The sequence below is a fragment of the Oerskovia paurometabola genome (genome assembly GCF_016907365.1).
Taxonomy (GTDB): Bacteria; Actinomycetota; Actinomycetes; order Actinomycetales; family Cellulomonadaceae; genus Oerskovia; species Oerskovia paurometabola.
On sequence record NZ_JAFBBV010000001.1, the window covers coordinates 535,424 to 553,624 of the forward strand.

An 18,201-nucleotide genomic window follows, 5' to 3' on the forward strand; every position below is an offset into this window, starting at 1 on the left:
GCCCCGGCTCAGCACGTCCCCGCAGGCGACCGAGCATCAGAGCACCACCCCGCCCGCCGGACCACGACCGCGGGTGACCGAACCGCCCCAGCCCGCCGACGCCGTCGGGCAGACCGGAGGCCCTCATGGACTTCTTCACCACACCGGAGACCACCGCCGAGAAGCTCGGCCTGATGGTCTTCGCGATGCTCCTCTTCGTCGTCGTGATGGGAGGCCTGCTCTTCGCCGTCGACAAGCCCAAACGCGTCCCGCGCTGGGTCGTCGTGCTGTGCTTCCTCGGACCGGCCGTCCTCCTGGTGATCTTCGGCCTCGTCTACCCCGGGATCCTGACCATCCTCTCGTCGTTCAAGAACAAGACCGGGGCCGAGTGGGTCGGCCTCGACAACTACGTCACGGCGTTCACGACCGACCAGTTCCAGATCGTGCTGCGCAACACCGCGGTCTGGGTCATCCTCGTGCCCATCGTCTCGACGTTCATCGGCCTCGTGTACGCGGTGCTCGTCGACCGCACCCGCTTCGAGAAGGTCGCCAAGGGCCTGATCTTCCTGCCCATGGCCATCTCCATGGTGGGCGCCTCGATCATCTGGAAGTTCGTCTACGAGTACCGCCCCGACCAGGCGAACATCCAGCAGACCGGCCTGCTCAACCAGCTCCTCGTGTGGATCGGCATCCCCCCGCAGCAGTTCCTCATCAACCAGCCGACCAACACGCTGTTCCTCATCGTCGTCATGATCTGGATCCAGACCGGGTTCGCGATGACGATCCTGTCGGCCGCGATCAAGGCCATCCCCGACGACATCGTCGAGGCCGCGCGTCTCGACGGGCTCCACGGCATCGGGATGTTCCGCTACATCACCGTGCCCAGCATCCGACCCGCGCTCGTCGTCGTGGTCACGACCATCGCCATGGGCACCCTCAAGGTCTTCGACATCGTCCGGACCATGACGGGCGGCCAGTTCGGGACGTCGGTCGTGGCGAACGAGTTCTACACGCAGAGCTTCCGCCAGTCCAACGAAGGGCTGGGAGCCGCGCTCGCGGTCATCCTGTTCGTCCTCGTCATCCCGATCGTGGTCTACAACGTCCGCCAGCTCCGCCTCTCCGAGGAGGTCCGATGACCGCCGTCCCGCCCACGCTGCCTGCTTCCGTCGACGCGGAGGCGTCGAAGGACATCCAGCGCGTCGGCAAGCTCTCGCGCGCCGAACGTCGGGCGATCGCCGTCAAGGGCAGGCTCAGCTCCCCGTGGGCGTCGGGCCTCGCGATCGTCATCGCGATCCTGTGGACGATCCCGTCGGTCGGCCTCCTCGTCACGTCGTTCCGGCCCGCCCTCGACATCCGCCGCTCCGGCTGGTGGACCACGCTGAGCGACCCTCAGTTCACGCTCGACAACTACAACGACGTCCTCTTCGGGTCCGCCGACCTCGCGTCGTTCTTCGTCAACTCGATCGTCATCACGCTCCCGGCGGTCGTCATCCCCATCTCGATCGCGCTCCTCGCGGCCTACGCGTTCGCGTGGATCGACTTCAAGGGGCGCAACCTGCTGTTCGTCGCGGTGTTCGCGCTGCAGATCGTGCCCATCCAGATCACGCTCATCCCGCTCCTGTCGGCCTACGTCGACGCCGACATCAACGGCACGTTCTGGACCGTGTGGCTGTCCCACTCGATCTTCGCGCTGCCCCTCGCGATCTTCCTCCTGCACAACTTCATGAAGGAGATCCCCTCGTCCCTCATCGAGGCCGCGCGCATGGACGGCGCGGGACACGTCAAGATCTTCTTCCAGGTCCTCATGCCGCTGCTCGTGCCCGCGATCGCGTCGTTCGCGATCTTCCAGTTCCTGTGGGTGTGGAACGACCTCCTCGTCGGCCTCACGTTCGCCAACCAGGACTCGCGCCCGCTGACCGTTGCGGTCGCCGACCTCGCCGGGACGCGCGGCAACGCCTGGCACCTGCTCACCGCCGGAGCGTTCGTGTCGATGATCGTGCCGCTCATCGTGTTCCTGGCGCTCCAGCGGTACTTCGTGCGAGGCCTCCTGGCTGGTTCCGTCAAGGGGTGAGGTACCTGCTCGCCCGACAGCTGTGGGCCCCCTCTCCCTGGTGCCGTCGTGGCTCACGGGGGTGCTGGTGCGTGAGGGGACTCCTGGCGCCGACGTAGGGTCGTCTCGTGTCTTCGCGTCCCGGTCGTGCCCTCGGCAACGTGGCGGGCCGCATCCCGCCGCCCGCCCTTTTCGTCGTCTCGGGGCTGACCCAGTACCTGGGGGCCGCGATCGCGGTCGGGCTGTTCACCGTCGTCGGGGCACCCGAGGTCGCCTGGCTGCGCATCGTCGTCGCGGCCCTCCTGCTGCTCGCCTGGCGACGCCCGTGGCGGCAGCGCTGGACCTGGCGCACGCTCGCGTGGGCCGCGGTGTTCGGTGTGGCGCTCGCCGCGATGAACGTGACGTTCTACGTCGCGATCGACCACCTGCCGCTCGGGTCGGCGGTCGCGATCGAGTTCATCGGCCCGGTGGCCGTCGCGGCGATCACCGGCCGTGGCTGGCGCGAGCGGGGCGGGATCGCGGTCGCCGCGGTCGGCGTGGTCCTGCTCGCGGGGGTCACGCTCACGTCCGACCTCCCGCACGAGGACGTCGTGATCGGGCTCGTCGCGATCGGCATCGCGGCCGCGTGCTGGGCCGCGTACATCCTGCTCGGGCGCCGCGTCGCGCTGGCCGGGTCGGGGGTCACGTCGCTCTCCGTGGCGATGACCGCCGGGGCGCTGGTGTTCGCCCCGTTCCTCGCGCCGTCGTCGGGCGCCGTGCTCGAGGACTGGCAGCTGCTGCTCGCCGTCGTCGGGATCGCGGTGTGCTCGTCGGTCGTGCCCTACGTGCTCGAACAGCTCATCCTGCGGCGCGTCAGCGCGGCGACGTTCTCGGTGCTGCTCGCGATGCTGCCGGCGACCGCGGTGGTGATCGGCGCCGTCGTGCTCCAGCAGTTCCCCTCCTGGCTCGAGCTCGTCGGACTGCTGCTCGTCTCCGGGGCCATCGCCATGACCGCGCAGCGGACCGACCCGCCGCCCGCATAGCGCGCGCACCCGCTCCGAGAGGTCCCTACAGGTACTGCCCGGGCGAGGGGCGGCCGTCGTCCCCCTCGCGTCGCACGCCGGGCGGTGCAGGCTGCGCGGGGTGGCCCGGCATGCCGGGGACGGGGATCGCTCCCGGCGGCAGGGCCCGACGGATCTGCGAGAGCTGCGCCTGCGCGGCCATCTGCTGCGCCACGAGGGCGGTCTGGATGCCGTGGAACAGCCCCTCGAGCCACCCCACGAGCTGCGCCTGCGCGACGCGCAGCTCGGCGTCGGACGGCACCGTGTCGTCCGTGAAGGGCAACGAGATGCGGTGCAGCTCCGCGACGAGCTCGGGGGACAGGCCCTCCTCGAGCTCCTTGAGCGACCGTTCGTGGATCTCGGCGAGCCGGCTGCGGGCCGCCTCGTCGAGCGGCGCGTCCCGGACCTCCTCGAGCAGCCTCTTGATCATGCCGCCGATGCGCATGACCTTGGCCGGCTCCTCGACGGCCGCGCCCGGGTCGCGGTCCTCGTCCGTCGCTCCCACCGCTCCCTCGCGCGAGGCCTCGTCGTCCGACCCGTCGGGCGCGACCTCCGTCCCGTCGGGGGAGATGACCGTGTAGCCGCGCCCGCTCCCGGAGCCGGTGCCCGCGCCCCGCTCGCGCCCCCGATCCGGGGGAGCGGGCTGCTCGGACCGTTCGGGGGACAGGTCGCCTCGCGCGTCGTCGCTCATGCACCCAGTCTGTCCCGAACGGCGGCCGAGCGCGACGGCCCGGCGCTCACGGCACCAGCAGGACCTTGCCGAACACCTCGCCCGACTCCATGAGGCGGTGAGCGTCGGCCGCCGCGTCGAGCGGCAGCCTCGCGTGGACCACGGGGCGCACCCGCCCCTGCTCGACCAGGGGCCACGCGTGCGTCAGTACGTCACGGACCAGCCGGGCCTTCTCCTCGGCGGGGCGGGCGCGCAGGGTCGTCCCGGCGACCGTCGCGCGCTTGGCGAGCAGCATGCCCAGGTCGAGCTCCCTGCGGCGCCCCTTCTGCATCCCGATCACGACCAGCCGCCCGCCCGTGGCGAGCGCGCGGAGGTTGTCGGTCAGGTACGCCGCCCCGACGACGTCGAGCACCACGTCCGCACCGGCGCCGCCCGAGGCCTCGCGCACCGCGGCCACGAAGTCCTGGGTCCGGTGGTCGACGGCGACGTCGGCACCGAGCGTGAGGCAGCGGGCGACGCGCTCGGGTCCGCCTGCGGTCGTGACCACCCGCGCTCCGAGCGCGGCACCGATCTGCGTCGCGACCGAGCCGACCCCGCCCGACCCGCCGTGCACGAGCAGCACGTCGCCGCGGGCGAGGCGCCCCACGTCGACCAGGTTGCTCCACGCGGTGCACACCGCCTCGGGGAGCGCGGCGCCGTCGACGAGCGAGACGCCGCCCGGCAGAGGGAGCACCTGGGACGCCCGGACGCAGACCTTCTCCGCGTAGCCGCCCCCGTCGAGCAGCGCGACGACCTCGTCGCCGACGTCCCATCCTGTGAGACGCGACCCGACGGCCGAAATCACCCCAGATACCTCGAGACCCGGCCATACCGGCGCACCCGCTGGCGGGGGGTACTTTCCGGCACGTTGTAGCAGGTCAGCAGGGTTCACGCCACTCGAGACGACGTCGATCAGCACCTCGTCCGGACCCGGGACGGGGTCAGGGAGGTAGGACACGGTGAGTTCCCCTGGGCCACCCGGGGCGGCTATCGTGACGGCTCGCACACGAAAGACACTACGGCCTCGTCGACGAGGGCGGGTGTCGGGCCTCGTCGGAATCCTCCACGAAGCCTCCAGCTTGCCCTGGATGACCGGATTAGGTCCCTGGGGCAAGTGCACCGATAGTTAGTACGCACGTCTGGCGAGTGGGGGATGGTCGCAGCCGACCGGACCTCACGACGATCCGCTGGTCACAGGGTATGGAGAGAGGTTCGTATGCTCCGCAGGTTGAGCGTTCGCGGGAAGATCCTTGCGGCACTCGCGCTGCCTGTCTTCGTCCTGTTCCTGGCCGCAACGGTCTTCTCGGTTCAGGCGATCAACGAGGCGCGCGTGGCCAACCAGACCGTCGCCCTGGTGGAGGCCTTCGCCTCCCAGGACGTCGCCGGCAAGGCCGTCGCCGCCGAGCGCGCCGCAGAGATCCAGCGGGCCCGGGGGGTCGAGAACGCCGACGCGCTGGTCGAGGAGGCGCGCGCCGAGACCGACAAGGCGCTCGACCGACGTGACCGGATGTACGGCGACGTCACCATGTCCATGCTGGACCCCCGCGTGACCCGGGCCGTCGACGCGACCGTCAAGGACCGCGCCGAGCTGGACGCGCTCCGCAAGAAGATCGACAACCAGACGATCCAGGAGCTCGGCTTCACGTCGTCCTACAACACGCTGATCGACGACGCGCTCGACGTCCCCCGCGTGCTGGCCGACACCGCGCAGGACCGTGGCCTGGCCCAGGTCCTCGACGCGTACGTCGCGTCGAACGTGCTCATGAGCCAGGTCGCGCTCGAGCTCCCGGTCGTCTCGTTCCTCTTCCAGGACATCGCCAACGCCGTCCCGAACATCGACGACGACTCCCAGCGCGCCGCCCGACTCGTCAGCGAGGGCGAGACGAAGGCGGCGGCCGCCCGCAAGGCGGTGCGCGAGCTGCGCACCGGGCTCGCGATCCCCTCCCCGCTCGGCTCCTACGTCAACCTGCGAAACTCGCTCGCGGCCAACGGCGCCAAGGGTGTGACGAACAAGGAGGACTGGGCCACCGCCTCGACCAACGACCTCGCGAACATCACCCCGGTCCGTGACGAGGTCCGCAAGGAGGCCGGCGAGACGGCGTCGGACATCGCGGCCGCGGCCGTGACCCGAGCCGTGCTGACCATCCTCGTGACCCTCGTCGCGTTCGCCGCCAGCATCCTCGTGGCCGGTGCCATCGCCCGCCAGATCGTGAACCCGCTGCGCCGACTCACGAGCGCGGCCCAGGACGTCCGGGACCAGCTCCCGCGCATGGTCGAGCAGGTCTCGGTGCCGGGCCAGGGCCCGGGCATCAACATCCAGCCCATCACGGTCGAGTCGAGCGACGAGGTCGGTCAGCTCGCGAACGCGTTCAACGACGTGAACTCCACGACGATCCAGGTGGCCCGCGAGCAGGCGGCGCTGCGTGGGTCGATCGCCGAGATGTTCGTCAACGTGGCCCGTCGCGACCAGGTGCTGCTCAACCGCCAGCTGGCGTTCCTCGACGACCTCGAGCGCTCCGAGGAAGACGCGAACACGCTGTCGAACCTCTTCCGCCTCGACCACCTCGCGACCCGTATGCGCCGCAACGCCGAGTCGCTCCTCGTGCTCGCGGGCATCGACTCGGGCCGTCGCGTCCGTCAGCCCATGCCTGCCTCCGACGTCATCCGTACGGCGTCGTCCGAGATCGAGCTGTACGACCGCGTCCGGCTGAACCTCGTCGTCGACCCGCTGATGCTGGGGCACAACGCGCTCAACGCGGCGCACCTCATCGCAGAGCTCCTCGAGAACGCGACGATGTTCTCCGAGCCGCACACGCCGGTCGAGGTCAGCACCGCGCGCGACGAGCGGTTCGTCAAGATCATCATCCGCGACCACGGCCTGGGCATGACGCCCGAGGAGATCACCGAGGCGAACCGCAAGGTCAACGCGCACGCCGCCTCGGACGTCGTGGGGTCGCAGCGACTGGGCCTGTACGTGGTCGGGCGCATCTCCGACCGCCTCGGCGCGAGGGTCACGTTCGAGCGCGCCCCCGAGGGTGCGGGCACCCTCGTCACGGTCAGCTTCCCCAACGTCCTCTTCGTGCCGGACTCGAACGTCCCGCTGCCGATGCCGACCGACCCGCTGGACAACCGCACGCAGGTCGCCGCGAACCAGCTCTCCGCCCCTCCCGCGCAGCCGTCGGCCCCCGTCTACTCGGGCCCGGCCACGACCGCGACCCCGCAGATCGACCAGGACGCGCCCGTCGCGATCCCGGTCGACCTCGCGGCCCTGACCGACGGCGCGACCTCGACGGGTATGCCTCGGCGCCGCTCGCGCGGCATGGACCCTGCCGGGTCCGCGCCGAGCGCCTCGTTCGTCCCCGGCCCGCAGACCGGCTCGATCGTGCTGCCGCCGCTCGCGACGCCATCGCTCCCGCTCGACCTGCCGGCCTCGCCCGAGGCCTGGTCCCCACCCGAGGGCGTGGCCTCGTCGGGTTCCTCGCTCCCGAGCAGGGCCCGCGCCGCGAGCCCCGCGGAGACCACCGGCGTCATGCCGCCCCTGCAGCCGCAGTCCGCCGAGATCCCCGTGCTCGACGTGAGCACGCGCTCGGCCATGTTCTCGAGCTTCCGCGCCCTCGGCGCGGCCGACCCCACGACGTCCGAGCAGCAGGCCGTCGAGCTCGACGCCGCACCGGACGTGTCGGCGACCGACATCTCCGTCCCGGACTTCGTGCCCGACGACGGCACGTGGGCCCCGCAGTTCGCGATCGAGCCGCTCGCACCGAGCGAGGCTTCCGCGACGGTCACGGAGGACCCCGCGGCCGCTGTGTCCGACGTGAGCGAGCCGCAGGCCGCGCAGGCCCCGGCGGTCGCGCTCCCGCAGCGCTCGGCCCCGACCGCGCAGCCGACGCAGGACGAGGTGCCGGTCGCGCACGTCGACACGTACCGACCCCCGGTCGGGCAGCCGGTCCAGCAGTACCAGGACCAGCAGCAGGTCGCGCCCCAGCCGCTCCAGGAGCAGCACCACGAGGCCCCGGCCGCCCTCCAGGTCGCTCCGCAGCAGCCCGCGACCCAGCAGCAGCCCGCGACCCAGCAGCAGCCCGCGACCCAGCAGCCTGCGCCCCCGGCGCGGGAGGAGATCCCCGAGGAGCTGTCCTTCGAGGCGCTCCCCAAGTTCGAGGACCTCATGGCCGACCTGCCGACGCGCAGGTCGCTGCGGGAGAGCCAGGCACGCAAGCGCGGCATCTTCAACCGTCGCCCGCGCACGGGGGCCATGCCCGTCGTGACCCCGTCGGCCGCGGCGCTCGCGTCGCAGCCGGCCGGTGCTGCGCCGCTCACGCAGGCCGCACCGGTGCAGCAGCCGTCCGCCTACCAGCCGCCCGCTCCGTCGCCGCAGCAGGCGCCGGTCGCGTACCAGCAGCCCGCTGCGCCGACTGCGTTCGCCCCGCCGCGTGCGCAGGCGCCGGCGTCGCCGGCAGGTGAGTCTTCTGGCGCCCCGGCAGGTTCGACGCCGCTCGTGCGTCGCCCGGCACCGGAGCCCATCGAGCCTCTCGAGGCCGGCTACGTGTCGGACTCCGTCGAGGCTCGCTCGGACTGGATCGCCTCCGCGGTCCTCTACGAGGAGATGTCGACGCTGCTGCGCAACGGCCCGGAGGTCCAGGGCAAGGCGTACGCCGAGTCCGCGGGGACGTACAGCCCCCAGGAGCGCTCGGACGTGACGAGCTCGGGCCTGACGCGTCGGGCCCGGACCGTGAACCGCGAGGAGTACGTCGACCGGTTCACGGCAAAGATCGATCGCGACCCGGAGCAGCTGCGGGCACGACTCGCAGCCTTCCAGTCGGCGACCGCACGGGGACGGGTCGAGGCCGACGACGAGACAAGTTCGACGGAACGTGCCTCGCACGGCAATGATGTCCCCGACTCAGCGCCGCAGTCGCGGTGACGTACAGCTCGCCGTCTGTGGCAACTGACAAGGAGGAAGTGTGAACGCGCTCAGCACCGAAGCAACCAATTTCGGGTGGTTGCTCGACAACTTCGTGCGGACCGTCCCGGGAAGCCGGCACACGCTGGTGGTGTCGGCCGACGGCCTGCTCATGGCGATGTCCGACCAGCTCGACCGCACGAGCGGAGACCAGCTCGCGGCGATCGTGTCCGGGATGTCGAGCCTGACCCGCGGTGCGGCCCGCCAGCTCAACGGGGGCAACGTCCGCCAGTCGATCGTCGAGATGGACAACGGCTTCCTCTTCCTCATGAACGTCTCGAACGGGTCCGTGCTCGGAGTCGTCGCCGAGTCCACGTGCGACATCGGCCTGATCGGCTACGAGATGGCCCTCCTCGTCTCCCGCACCGAGGCGACGTTGACGCCTCAGCTCATCTCGGAGATGCGCGGTAGCCTGCCCGTTGACGGAGCAACCCGAGCCCCGGTGGGATGAGGACAGGTCGATGACGAACGCACCTTTTGGCAGCTTGGGAGCGCACAGCTCGGACTCGTACGAGGCCGCGACGGTCCGTCCGTACGCGGTGACCGGCGGACGTGTCCGTTCGGCCACCTCGGACCTCCCGCTCGAGGCGCTGGTCGAGGTGATGCCGGGTGCTGTGAACAGCTACGGCCTGCCTCCTGAGAAGCGTGCGATCCTCCAGCACGCCGCGCACAACTACGTGTCGATCGCCGAGCTCTCGGCACTCCTGCGGATGCCCCTGGGCGTCACCCGCATCCTGGTCGCCGACCTCGCCGAGGAGAACTACCTCACGGTGCACACGTCGACCCCGCTCAACGTCCACACCGGCCACGGCAGCAGCAACTCGGGACTGTCCCTGAGTATCTTGGAGAGTGTTCTCAATGGCATTTCCACCCTCTGACGGTGCTGTCGGCCAGCCGCAGGCTGCTGGTGGCACCGGTCTGATCACGGGCGCCCCCGGGTCGTCGGCACCCGCCGCCGGCGGCGCGTCGGGGCCTTCGTGGTCTCCCGTCTCGGCCCCGGCGGCTGCAGCGCCGGCCCCGGCCGCCTCGGCCCCGTCCGCAGGGTCGCCGACGTCGGCTCCGGTCCGCCAGAGCGTCCTCGGCGGTCAGCCCGGCAGCACGCCGGCGCCGGCCCCGCAGGCTCCGGCTCCCGTCGCCACGCAGCAGGCGCCGACGGTCCACCAGACCCCGCCCGTGCAGCAGCAGGCGAGCCCGGCCCCGACGGCACCGCAGCCGGTCGCCCCGGCCGCGACGCCCGCCCCGCAGGCGGCACGCACGGCGCCGACCGTCGTGAAGATCGTCGTCGCGGGCGGGTTCGCCGTCGGCAAGACCACCTTCATCGGCTCCATCTCGGACATCGAGCCGCTCAACACCGAGGCCGCGATGACGGAGCACTCGGTGGGCGTCGACGACGCGGGTGGTGTGAGCGACCGCAAGATGACGACGACGGTCGCCATGGACTTCGGTCGCATCGAGCTGCCGGGGTCGCTCTGGCTCTATCTGTTCGGCACCCCGGGGCAGGACCGCTTCCTGTTCATGTGGGACGACCTCGTGCGTGGCGCGATCGGTGCCGTGGTGCTCGTGGACACCGACCGCCTGGAGCAGTGCTTCCCCGCGATCGACTACTTCGAGTCGCGTGGCATCCCGTTCGTCGTGGGCGTGAACTGCTTCGACGGCGTGGCCAAGCACAAGCTCGAGGACGTGCGCGAGGCGCTGCAGATCCCGGCTCACGTCCCGATGCTGTACACGGACGCCCGTTCGCGCGCGGCGACCAAGCAGACGCTGATCTCGCTCGTGCAGCTCGCGATGCGTCAGCTGCGTTCGGGCGCTGCCTGACATCCTCGACGACGATCCCAGATCGTCGCGCGACGCCCCACCGCACGACGGCGGGCCACCCCTGCGGGTGACCCGCCGTCGTCGTGCACGCGGCCTCTCGGGGAGGCACAGGGGCGCCCGAGCGCCCCGACGTGCCAGAATGTGCGTCGGAGCATCCCAGGAGGGCTGACAGAGCGGCCTAATGTGACGGTCTTGAAAACCGTTGTTGCGCAAGCAACCGGGGGTTCGAATCCCTCGCCCTCCGCCTGCCGAGAGGCCCCGGACCGGTGCGGTCCGGGGCCTCTCGCCCTCTCTCCAGGACGCTGACCCGCGGCCGGGGAGCGTGGACCGGACCGTCTCACCGCACCGGCCCATGAGTGCACGCGCGCGCCGGACGGGCGATCATGTCGGGGTGACAGCAGACGCGACCGACGAACCAGGCCTGGGCCCGAGCGAGCTGGTCCGGCAGTCGGGGACGGTCCTGAGGGTCGGCCACCTCGCACTCTCGGCCGGGACCGGCAGCTACCGCGTGAAGTCCCACATGACGCGCGTGGGCCGGGCGCTGGGCCTCGACCGCACCGCAGCGCACGTGACGCTCACCGAGATCACCGCGACGTCCTACCGGGACCGCAACTTCCGCACCGAGGTCGCCGAGGTCCGGGCGGTCGGCATCAACTCCGACCGGCTGTCCGAGCTCGAGGCCTACGTCGGCGACTTGCCGGAGCAGGTCACGGCTGCGGAGGTCGACGCGGAGCTCGAGCGGATCGCTGCGAAGCCGTTGCTCTACGGCGCGTTCCTCAACGCCTTGTGGGCCGCGATCGCCTGTGCGGCGTTCGCGTTCCTCAACAACGGCGGGGTCATCGAGTGCGGTGCCGTGTTCGTCGGGGCGTTCTTCGGTCAGATGGTGCGTCGGGCCATGCTGCACAAGGGCATCAACCAGTTCGGCACCACGATGCTCGCAGCGACGGTCGCCGCGACGGCCTACCTGCTGATCGTGCTCGTCTTCGAGAACCTGATGGGGGTCGCGGGGGGCCACGAGGCGGGCTACGTGTCCGCGGTCCTGTTCCTCGTCCCGGGGTTCGCCCTGGTGACCGCCGCGCTCGACCTCGCCAAGCTCGACTTCTCCGCGGGCATCGCCCGCATGACGTACGCCCTGATGATCCTGGCGTCGGCCGCCCTCGCGGTGTGGGCGATCTCCGCGATCGCAGGGCTCCAGCCCGACAGGCTCCCTCCGCCGGCCCTGGACGAGACGCTGTTCGTGGCGCTGCGCGCGCTCGCGAGCTTCGCGGGCGTGCTCGGCTTCGCGCTGATGTTCAACAGCCCGTGGAAGATGGCCGTGGGAGCGGCGTCGATCGGCATGGTCGCGAACGTGGCGCGCCTCGAGCTCATCGACGCGGGCTTCGCGTCGCAGGCCGCCGCGGCGGCGACCGCGCTCATCGTCGGGATCCTCGCCGCCTACATCGCACCGGCCATGAAGGTGCCGCGCATCACGATGTCGGTGCCCGCGGTCGTCATCATGGTGCCGGGCGTCACGGCCTACCGCGCTGTCTACGAGTTCAACAGCGGTGCCACGCTCGACGCCCTGGCGTCGACCGTCGAGGCCGGGCTGGTGATCGTCGCGCTCGCGATCGGCCTCGCGGTCGCCCGCATGCTGACGGACAAGAACTGGACGTTCGAGCGGTAGGCGTACGCAGCGCGGGGGCCTGACCAGGCTTGTTGCACCGAGTGCATCGATGCACTTAGCGTAGGGACATGTCCCTGCCTGTCGTCGATCGTCGTGCTGCGCTCAAGGCCCGCCACCGGCGGGCCATCGTCGACGCCGCCGCGGCGCTCATCGGCGAGTCGGGCGGGACGAGGTTCTCGGTGGACGAGCTCGCGGAGCGCGCCGACGTCTCGCGGCGCACGGTCTTCAACCACTTCGCGTCGCTCGACGACGTGGTGACCGAGGTCTGCAGCGAGGTCGTCGGCGCAGCGCTCGACCGGCTCGACGCGATCGCGTCGGACCAGCAGGTTGGGCGGGACCAGCAGCGCCAGCGGGACCAGCAGGCCGGCCCCCCGCACGACGTCACGCTCTTCGACGAGGTCGCGGACGCCCTGCGCTCGACCGACTTCGTGACTCCGTTGGTCTATCTGACCCGCGTGCTGGGCGACGAGGGCGGCCCCTCGCCGCGGCGCGCCTACACCCTCATCAAGGTCTTCGCCGACGTGAGCATGCGCCTCACGGCCGCCCTGGCCGCGAGCCACCCCGACGCCGACCCGTTCGACGTCGAGCTCCTCGTCGGCTCGCTCATGAGCGGGCTGATCGTGGTCTACCTCCGCTGGGTCGACGTGACGGGGGCGGTCGACGACCCGACCTCGCGCGAGGCCTGGACAGTCCTGCTCGAACGGCTCCTCGACGCGACCCGGACCGGCCACGAGCCGGTCGCCTCGTCACGCCGCACCCGCTGACCCACCCATCCGCGTACTCGCGCGCAACCGAAGGACTCTCATGGCTGAATTTCTCTACCGCGTCGGCCGCTGGTCGGCGCGCCGCGCGAAGACGGTGATCGTCGCGTGGCTCGCGATCCTCGTCGCGGCCGGCGTGGCGTTCGCGCTCGGCGCGGGCACGCTCGCGACGACCTTCTCGATCCCCGGCACTCCCACGGCCGAGGTGACCGACCGCCTGCAGAGCGACTTCCCTGACGCGTCGGGCGGGACAGGGACCGTGGTCGTCCAGTCGGCCGACGGTGAGGCGCTCACCAGCGCGCAGCAGGACGAGATCGCGGGGCTGGTCGCCGAGGCCTCCGAGGTCGACGGCGTCACCGCGGTCATGGACCCGTTCGTGACCGAGGCGGACCGCGCCGCGCAGCAGCAGCAGGTCGAGGACGGACGCGCCCAGGTCGAGGGCGGGCGGACGCAGCTCGAGGCCGGTCAGGCCCAGCTCGACGCGGGTCGTGCGCAGCTCGACGCAGGTCAGGCCCAGCTCGACGCCGCCCGCGCCCAGGCCGAGGCCGCGGGCATGCTCGCGCAGGCTCAGCCGCAGCTCGACGCGCAGCAGGCCCAGCTCGACGCGGGGCGCGCGGCGCTCGACGCGCAGCAGACGACGCTCGACGACGGTACGAGCCAGCTCGAGGAGCAGAGCGCCCAGCTCGAGCAGGGGGCCACGCTGCTCGACATGGCCTCCGAGATCCGCATGGTCTCCGAGGACGGCACGACCGCGATCGTCATGATCTCGTTCACGGACCCGCAGATGGAGATCCCGCAGGAGACCAAGGACGAGCTCGTCGGCATCTTCGACGACGCCCCCGCGGACCTCACCGTGAACCTCTCGGCCGACATGACCATGGGGGCCCCGAGCATCATCGGCGCCGGAGAGATCGTGGGCCTGCTGGTCGCCGCGGTGGTCCTCGTCGTCATGCTCGGCACGCTCATCGGCGCCGGTCTGCCGATCCTCACCGCCCTGATCGGCGTGGGCATCGGTGCGCTCGGAGCGCTGTCGCTGTCCGGGGTCGTCGAGATGGCGTCCGTGACGCCCGTGCTCGGGCTCATGCTCGGCCTGGCGGTCGGGATCGACTACTCGCTCTTCATCGTCAACAGGCACCGCCGTCAGCTCAAGGCGGGCGACGACCTGCACGAGTCGATCGCGCTGGCGAACGGGACGTCGGGCAACGCGGTCGTGTTCGCGGGCACCACGGTGCTCGTCGCGCTGCTCGCCCTCAACGTCACAGGCATCCCGTTCCTGGGCCTCATGGGCACGGTCGGTGCGGCCTGCATCGCGATCGCGGTGCTCATCGCCGTGACCCTCACGCCGGCGTTGCTCGGCCTCGTGGGTGAGCGGATCCTCAGCAAGAAAGAGCGCGCGCGACTTGCCGGCCCGGCGAACGGTGCGACGGGTACCCAGGACGCCCAGGTTGTCGCCCCTGCGCCCGCCGAGGTCCGTCCCATGTCGACCGGCTGGGCCGTCGTGCGCGTCGTCGTCGGCATCGCGGCACTGCTGCTCGTCGCGCTGCCCGCGCTCGACCTGCGGCTGAACCTGCCGGACGGCTCGACCGAGCCGCACGACTCGACGCAGTACCAGGCGTACTCGACGCTCGCGGAGAAGTTCGGCGAGGGCCAGAACGGGACGCTGCTCGTGGTCGCGGACCTGCCCGCGTCCGAGGCCGGGACCGAGGCAGGTTCCATGACGGCCCAGGTGGAGATCGCCCAGACCCTCTTCGACCAGGACGACGTCGTGGCGGTCGCGCCCATCGGCACGTCCGAGGACGGTACGGTCGCGGCGTTCCAGGTGGTGCCCGCCGAGGGGCCCACGAGCGAGTCGACCGAGGAGCTCGTGCACACGCTGCGCGACATGTCGCCCATCGACGGGACGTACGAGATCGGGGTCGCCGGCTCGGCGAGCGGCAACGTCGACATCTCGGAGAAGCTCGCGTCCGCGCTGCCGGTCTACCTCGCGGTCGTGGTCGGCCTGTCGCTGATCATCCTGGTGCTGGTGTTCCGGTCGATCGTCGTCCCGGTCATCGCGACGCTCGGGTTCATCCTGTCGTACTTCGCCGCCCTCGGCGGCGTCGTCGCGATCTACCAGTGGGGCTGGCTGGGCGGCGTGTTCGGCGTCGAGAGCCCCGGCCCGATCCTGAACTTCCTGCCGACCATCCTGGTGGGCATCCTGTTCGGGCTCGCGATGGACTACATGCTCTTCCTCGGGTCGGGCATGCGTGAGGCTTACGCGCACGGTGCTCCCGCGCGCATCGCGGTCGTGCAGGGCGTCCGCGCCGGTCGCTCGGTCGTGACGGCCGCGGCGATCATCATGATCGCGGTGTTCGGCGGCTTCATCTTCTCGCACAGCGCGATGATCCGGCCGATCGGCTTCGCGCTCGCGTTCGGCGTGCTCGTCGACGCGTTCGTGATCCGGATGATGGTCGTGCCCGCGCTCATGCATCTCGCGGGGGACAAGGCGTGGTGGCTGCCGCGCTGGCTCGACAAGATCCTGCCCGACGTCGACGTGGAGGGGGCGTCGCTCGAACGGCGCCACCCGCACGTGGTCGCCGGCGTCTCGGGGGCCGCTCCCGAGGGCGACCTCGACAAGGACGCCGCGGGCGTCCGAGGCTGACCTCCTGGAGCCGCCCTCCTCACCACGAGGGGGGCGGCTCCAGCAGTCCTGGGGCGGCCGTCGCGGCACCGGGACGCGCCCGTCGGCACCCCTGTTTTGCTCCGCAGCGCTCCGAGAAGGTAGCCTTGCGACGCTCGGTGCCTAGCATCCGAGCATGGAGACGTCGCATAGTCAGGTCTAGTGCGCCACCCTGCTAAGGTGGTAACGGGGCAACCCGTTCGAGGGTTCAAATCCCTCCGTCTCCGCTCAGGAAGGTCCCGGCTGCGTCAGGCCCGGGGCCTTTTCTGTTGCCCCGGAAGAGTGCGCCGAGTCGGCGCCCCCCCACCGCTCGTCCCGCACGCCGCGGCCCGACGGCGGGACGTGAGCTCCGCCGTCGGGCCGCCGTGGGCGTGGCGAACCTCAGGCCGCCATGGCCGAGCGGACCACGAACCGTGACGCGGCCGCCCCGGCGAGCACGAGCGCCGAGGCCCCCGCGACGCACGCCAGGAACTGCAGCACCACGTCGACGTTCGCGAACGTGTTGAGCCCGAGGACGGGCACCATGAACAGGAGCGAGGCGACGGTCGCGAGGCCCACGCTCGCTGCCAGCGGGATGACGGTCTCGCGGAACCGCGCCTTGTCGAGGGTCCTGAGGTCGGTGCCCGCGAGGGTCAGCGCGCGATACTCGCCCCGCTGGTCGATCACGCGTCCGGCCTGCATGACCCCCGTCGAGACAGCAGCCAGGACGCCCGCGATCGCGAGGGTCAGGAAGCCGCCCGTGACCAGGTCGCCCACGAACTGGACCTCTTCGGGGTCGGCGCCCATGCTCGGGTCGAACAGCGCGAAGATGCTCGTGATCCCGGCGATGAAGGTCGCGAGGGCGACGCCGCCGACCGACCGCCACGCCGTCTTGGGCGAGTCGACGATGCGACGGCCCGCGAGGAGCGTCGGCACCCTCTTCGCGCTGCGCGCGGTGATCCGCCCGACGACCCAGATGACGAACGGACCGACGACGTTGAGCGTCGCGAACCCGGCCACGAGCACGAGGGTGAGGATCGCGATCGTGACCCCTGCCCCGCCGAACGAGACGTTCGTGACGACGAGCATCGCGACGAAGGCGACCGCGATCGAGAGCAGCCGCACGGCCTTCATGCCCGGAGGGGTCACGCGGGCCGCGACGCCCAGGGGGGTGATCGCCACCCGACGCAGCGAGACCGCGGCCGAGACCAGCGCGACGAGCACGACGCCCACGACCGCGAGAAGCAGTGCCGGGACGCCGACCCACAGCTCGGCGAGGCCGAACGTCCGCCCCTGGAAGCGCAGCTGTGCGACCAGGGGCAGCAGCGCCGCGTAGCCCACGAGCCCTGCCAGGGCGCCCACGAGGGCCTGCGCGGCCGCGTCGAGCACCGTGAGGGTCGCGACCTGCCCGGTCGTCGCCCCGGCCAGGCGCAGCGACGCCAGACGGGCGTCCCGACGGGCCACGGCGAGGCGCGCCGCGGCCCCGCCCAGCGTGACGAGCGGGATGAGCAGCAGGAGGGACGCGATGGCCGCGAAGATCGGGTACTGGCTGTCGTAGGAGCTCGCCCCTGCCTCGGGCCCGGCCGACATGCCCTCGATCCCGCCAGCGCGCTCCACGAACGCCCCCACGCCGCCGACGACGACGAGCAGGATCGCGGTCGTCGCGGCGAACGCGATGATCGCCAGGACGTTGGTCAGCCCCTGGGGGTCGCGGCTGTCGGAGCTGCGGCGGCGCAGGAGCCACCACAGGTCGAGGGTGGCCTTCATCGGGCCGCTCCCTGCGTGGGGGTGGCGTGGAACTCGCCCGAGATGCGGCCGTCGCGCATCGTGACCGTGCGCGAGCAGTAGCGGGCCACGCCCGCGTCGTGCGTGACGATCACGAGCGCCGCGCCCGACGCCTGGACCGCGGACGTGAGGACCGACAGGACCTCGGCGCCCGTGCCCTGGTCGAGCGCGCCCGTCGGCTCGTCGGCGAACACGACGCCGGGGGACCCGACGAGGGCCCGTGCGATCGCGACACGCTGCGCCTGCCCGCCCGAGAGCTCGCCCGGGCGGCGCTGCTCCATGCCCGCCAGGCCCAGGTGTGCGAGCCACGACGCCGCGACCTGCGTCGCCTCGGTGCGCGGCGTGCCCGCGAGCATGAGCGGCAGGGCGGCGTTCTCGACCGCGGGGAGCTCGGGCAGGAGCTGGCCCGACTGGAACACGAAGCCGAAGTCCTGGCGGCGCAGGGCCGTGCGACGGCCCTCGCTCAGGGTCGTCAGGTCCTCGCCGCGCCAGGACACCGTGCCCGACGTGGGCTTGATGATGCCCGCCAGGCAGTGCAGGAGCGTCGTCTTGCCCGAGCCCGAGGGGCCCATGATGGCGACGGACTCGCCGGGGGAGACGGTCAGGGAGACGCCCGCGAGGGCGTGCGTGGCGGTGTGGTCGGTGCCGTAGACCTTCGTCAGCCCGGAGGCGACGAGAGGCGAGCCGGTCGAGGGGGCAGGGCCGAGGTTCGTCATGCCCCCATCCTTCGCGGGGGACAGGGCCTGCCGCGTCCGGCCACGGTGTGGACCTGCCCGACGACGGGTCATGCCCTGGGGGGAC

The 18,201-nt window shown here is 71.5% G+C and carries 14 protein-coding genes and 2 tRNA genes; 12 read left to right on the plus strand and 4 right to left on the minus strand.

Going from position 1 to position 18,201, the window contains the following annotated elements; genetic code table 11:
• Window positions 1–125: 125 nt before the first annotated feature.
• The 3 genes from JOD48_RS02390 (at window position 126) to JOD48_RS02400 (ending at window position 3,051) form a co-directional block, all read left to right on the plus strand.
• The gene (locus JOD48_RS02390; protein ID WP_191789848.1) at window positions 126–1,115 is read left to right on the plus strand and encodes a carbohydrate ABC transporter permease; all 990 of its coding nucleotides are present in this window, start codon (window positions 126–128) and stop codon (window positions 1,113–1,115) included.
• The gene (locus JOD48_RS02395) at window positions 1,112–2,050 is read left to right on the plus strand and encodes a carbohydrate ABC transporter permease (protein ID WP_204807156.1); all 939 of its coding nucleotides are present in this window, start codon (window positions 1,112–1,114) and stop codon (window positions 2,048–2,050) included. The genes JOD48_RS02390 and JOD48_RS02395 overlap by 4 nt, the downstream gene beginning before the upstream one ends.
• A gap of 107 nt (window positions 2,051–2,157) precedes the next feature.
• Window positions 2,158–3,051, plus strand: a complete 894-nt coding sequence (locus JOD48_RS02400; RefSeq protein WP_307823928.1) for an EamA family transporter — start codon at window positions 2,158–2,160, stop codon at window positions 3,049–3,051.
• A gap of 25 nt (window positions 3,052–3,076) precedes the next feature.
• Here JOD48_RS02400 and JOD48_RS02405 read toward each other — a convergent pair whose 3' ends face one another.
• A complete protein-coding gene (locus JOD48_RS02405) occupies window positions 3,077–3,760 on the minus strand; it encodes a bacterial proteasome activator family protein (RefSeq protein WP_239527313.1) in 684 nt (227 codons plus the stop codon).
• A 46-nt stretch (window positions 3,761–3,806) separates the two neighbouring features.
• Window positions 3,807–4,898 (minus strand): NAD(P)H-quinone oxidoreductase, encoded by a 1,092-nt coding sequence (locus tag JOD48_RS02410; RefSeq protein WP_307823929.1) that lies wholly within the window; start codon window positions 4,896–4,898, stop codon window positions 3,807–3,809.
• A gap of 108 nt (window positions 4,899–5,006) precedes the next feature.
• Between JOD48_RS02410 and JOD48_RS02415 the strand changes: the two genes are divergently transcribed.
• The 9 genes from JOD48_RS02415 (at window position 5,007) to JOD48_RS02455 (ending at window position 15,863) form a co-directional block, all read left to right on the plus strand.
• Window positions 5,007–8,699, plus strand: a complete 3,693-nt coding sequence (locus JOD48_RS02415) for a sensor histidine kinase (RefSeq protein ID WP_204807160.1) — start codon at window positions 5,007–5,009, stop codon at window positions 8,697–8,699.
• A 40-nt stretch (window positions 8,700–8,739) separates the two neighbouring features.
• On the plus strand, window positions 8,740–9,189 hold the full coding sequence (locus JOD48_RS02420; RefSeq protein ID WP_030151141.1) for a roadblock/LC7 domain-containing protein: 450 nt from the start codon (window positions 8,740–8,742) through the stop codon (window positions 9,187–9,189).
• A gap of 10 nt (window positions 9,190–9,199) precedes the next feature.
• Window positions 9,200–9,616, plus strand: a complete 417-nt coding sequence (locus tag JOD48_RS02425; RefSeq protein ID WP_030151140.1) for a DUF742 domain-containing protein — start codon at window positions 9,200–9,202, stop codon at window positions 9,614–9,616.
• A gap of 391 nt (window positions 9,617–10,007) precedes the next feature.
• A complete protein-coding gene (locus JOD48_RS02430; protein WP_084690016.1) occupies window positions 10,008–10,553 on the plus strand; it encodes a GTP-binding protein in 546 nt (181 codons plus the stop codon).
• Between the two features lie 159 nt (window positions 10,554–10,712).
• A tRNA-Ser gene (locus JOD48_RS02435) sits at window positions 10,713–10,797 on the plus strand.
• A 147-nt stretch (window positions 10,798–10,944) separates the two neighbouring features.
• Window positions 10,945–12,216: a threonine/serine exporter family protein gene (locus tag JOD48_RS02440; RefSeq protein WP_307823930.1), complete on the plus strand. Its 1,272-nt coding sequence runs from the start codon at window positions 10,945–10,947 to the stop codon at window positions 12,214–12,216.
• Between the two features lie 68 nt (window positions 12,217–12,284).
• Window positions 12,285–12,980 (plus strand): TetR/AcrR family transcriptional regulator, encoded by a 696-nt coding sequence (locus JOD48_RS02445; protein WP_204807164.1) that lies wholly within the window; start codon window positions 12,285–12,287, stop codon window positions 12,978–12,980.
• 40 nt (window positions 12,981–13,020) lie between these two features.
• A complete protein-coding gene (locus JOD48_RS02450; RefSeq protein WP_204807166.1) occupies window positions 13,021–15,618 on the plus strand; it encodes an MMPL family transporter in 2,598 nt (865 codons plus the stop codon).
• A gap of 156 nt (window positions 15,619–15,774) precedes the next feature.
• Window positions 15,775–15,863 (plus strand) — tRNA-Ser (locus JOD48_RS02455).
• A gap of 154 nt (window positions 15,864–16,017) precedes the next feature.
• Here JOD48_RS02455 and JOD48_RS02460 read toward each other — a convergent pair.
• Window positions 16,018–17,382, minus strand: coding sequence for an FtsX-like permease family protein (locus JOD48_RS02460; RefSeq protein ID WP_204807168.1), 1,365 nt, complete (start codon window positions 17,380–17,382; stop codon window positions 16,018–16,020).
• Entirely contained in the window at window positions 17,379–18,116 is a 738-nt protein-coding gene (locus JOD48_RS02465; RefSeq protein ID WP_191789840.1) for an ABC transporter ATP-binding protein, read from the minus strand. The genes JOD48_RS02460 and JOD48_RS02465 overlap by 4 nt, the downstream gene beginning before the upstream one ends.
• Window positions 18,117–18,201 lie beyond the last annotated feature (85 nt).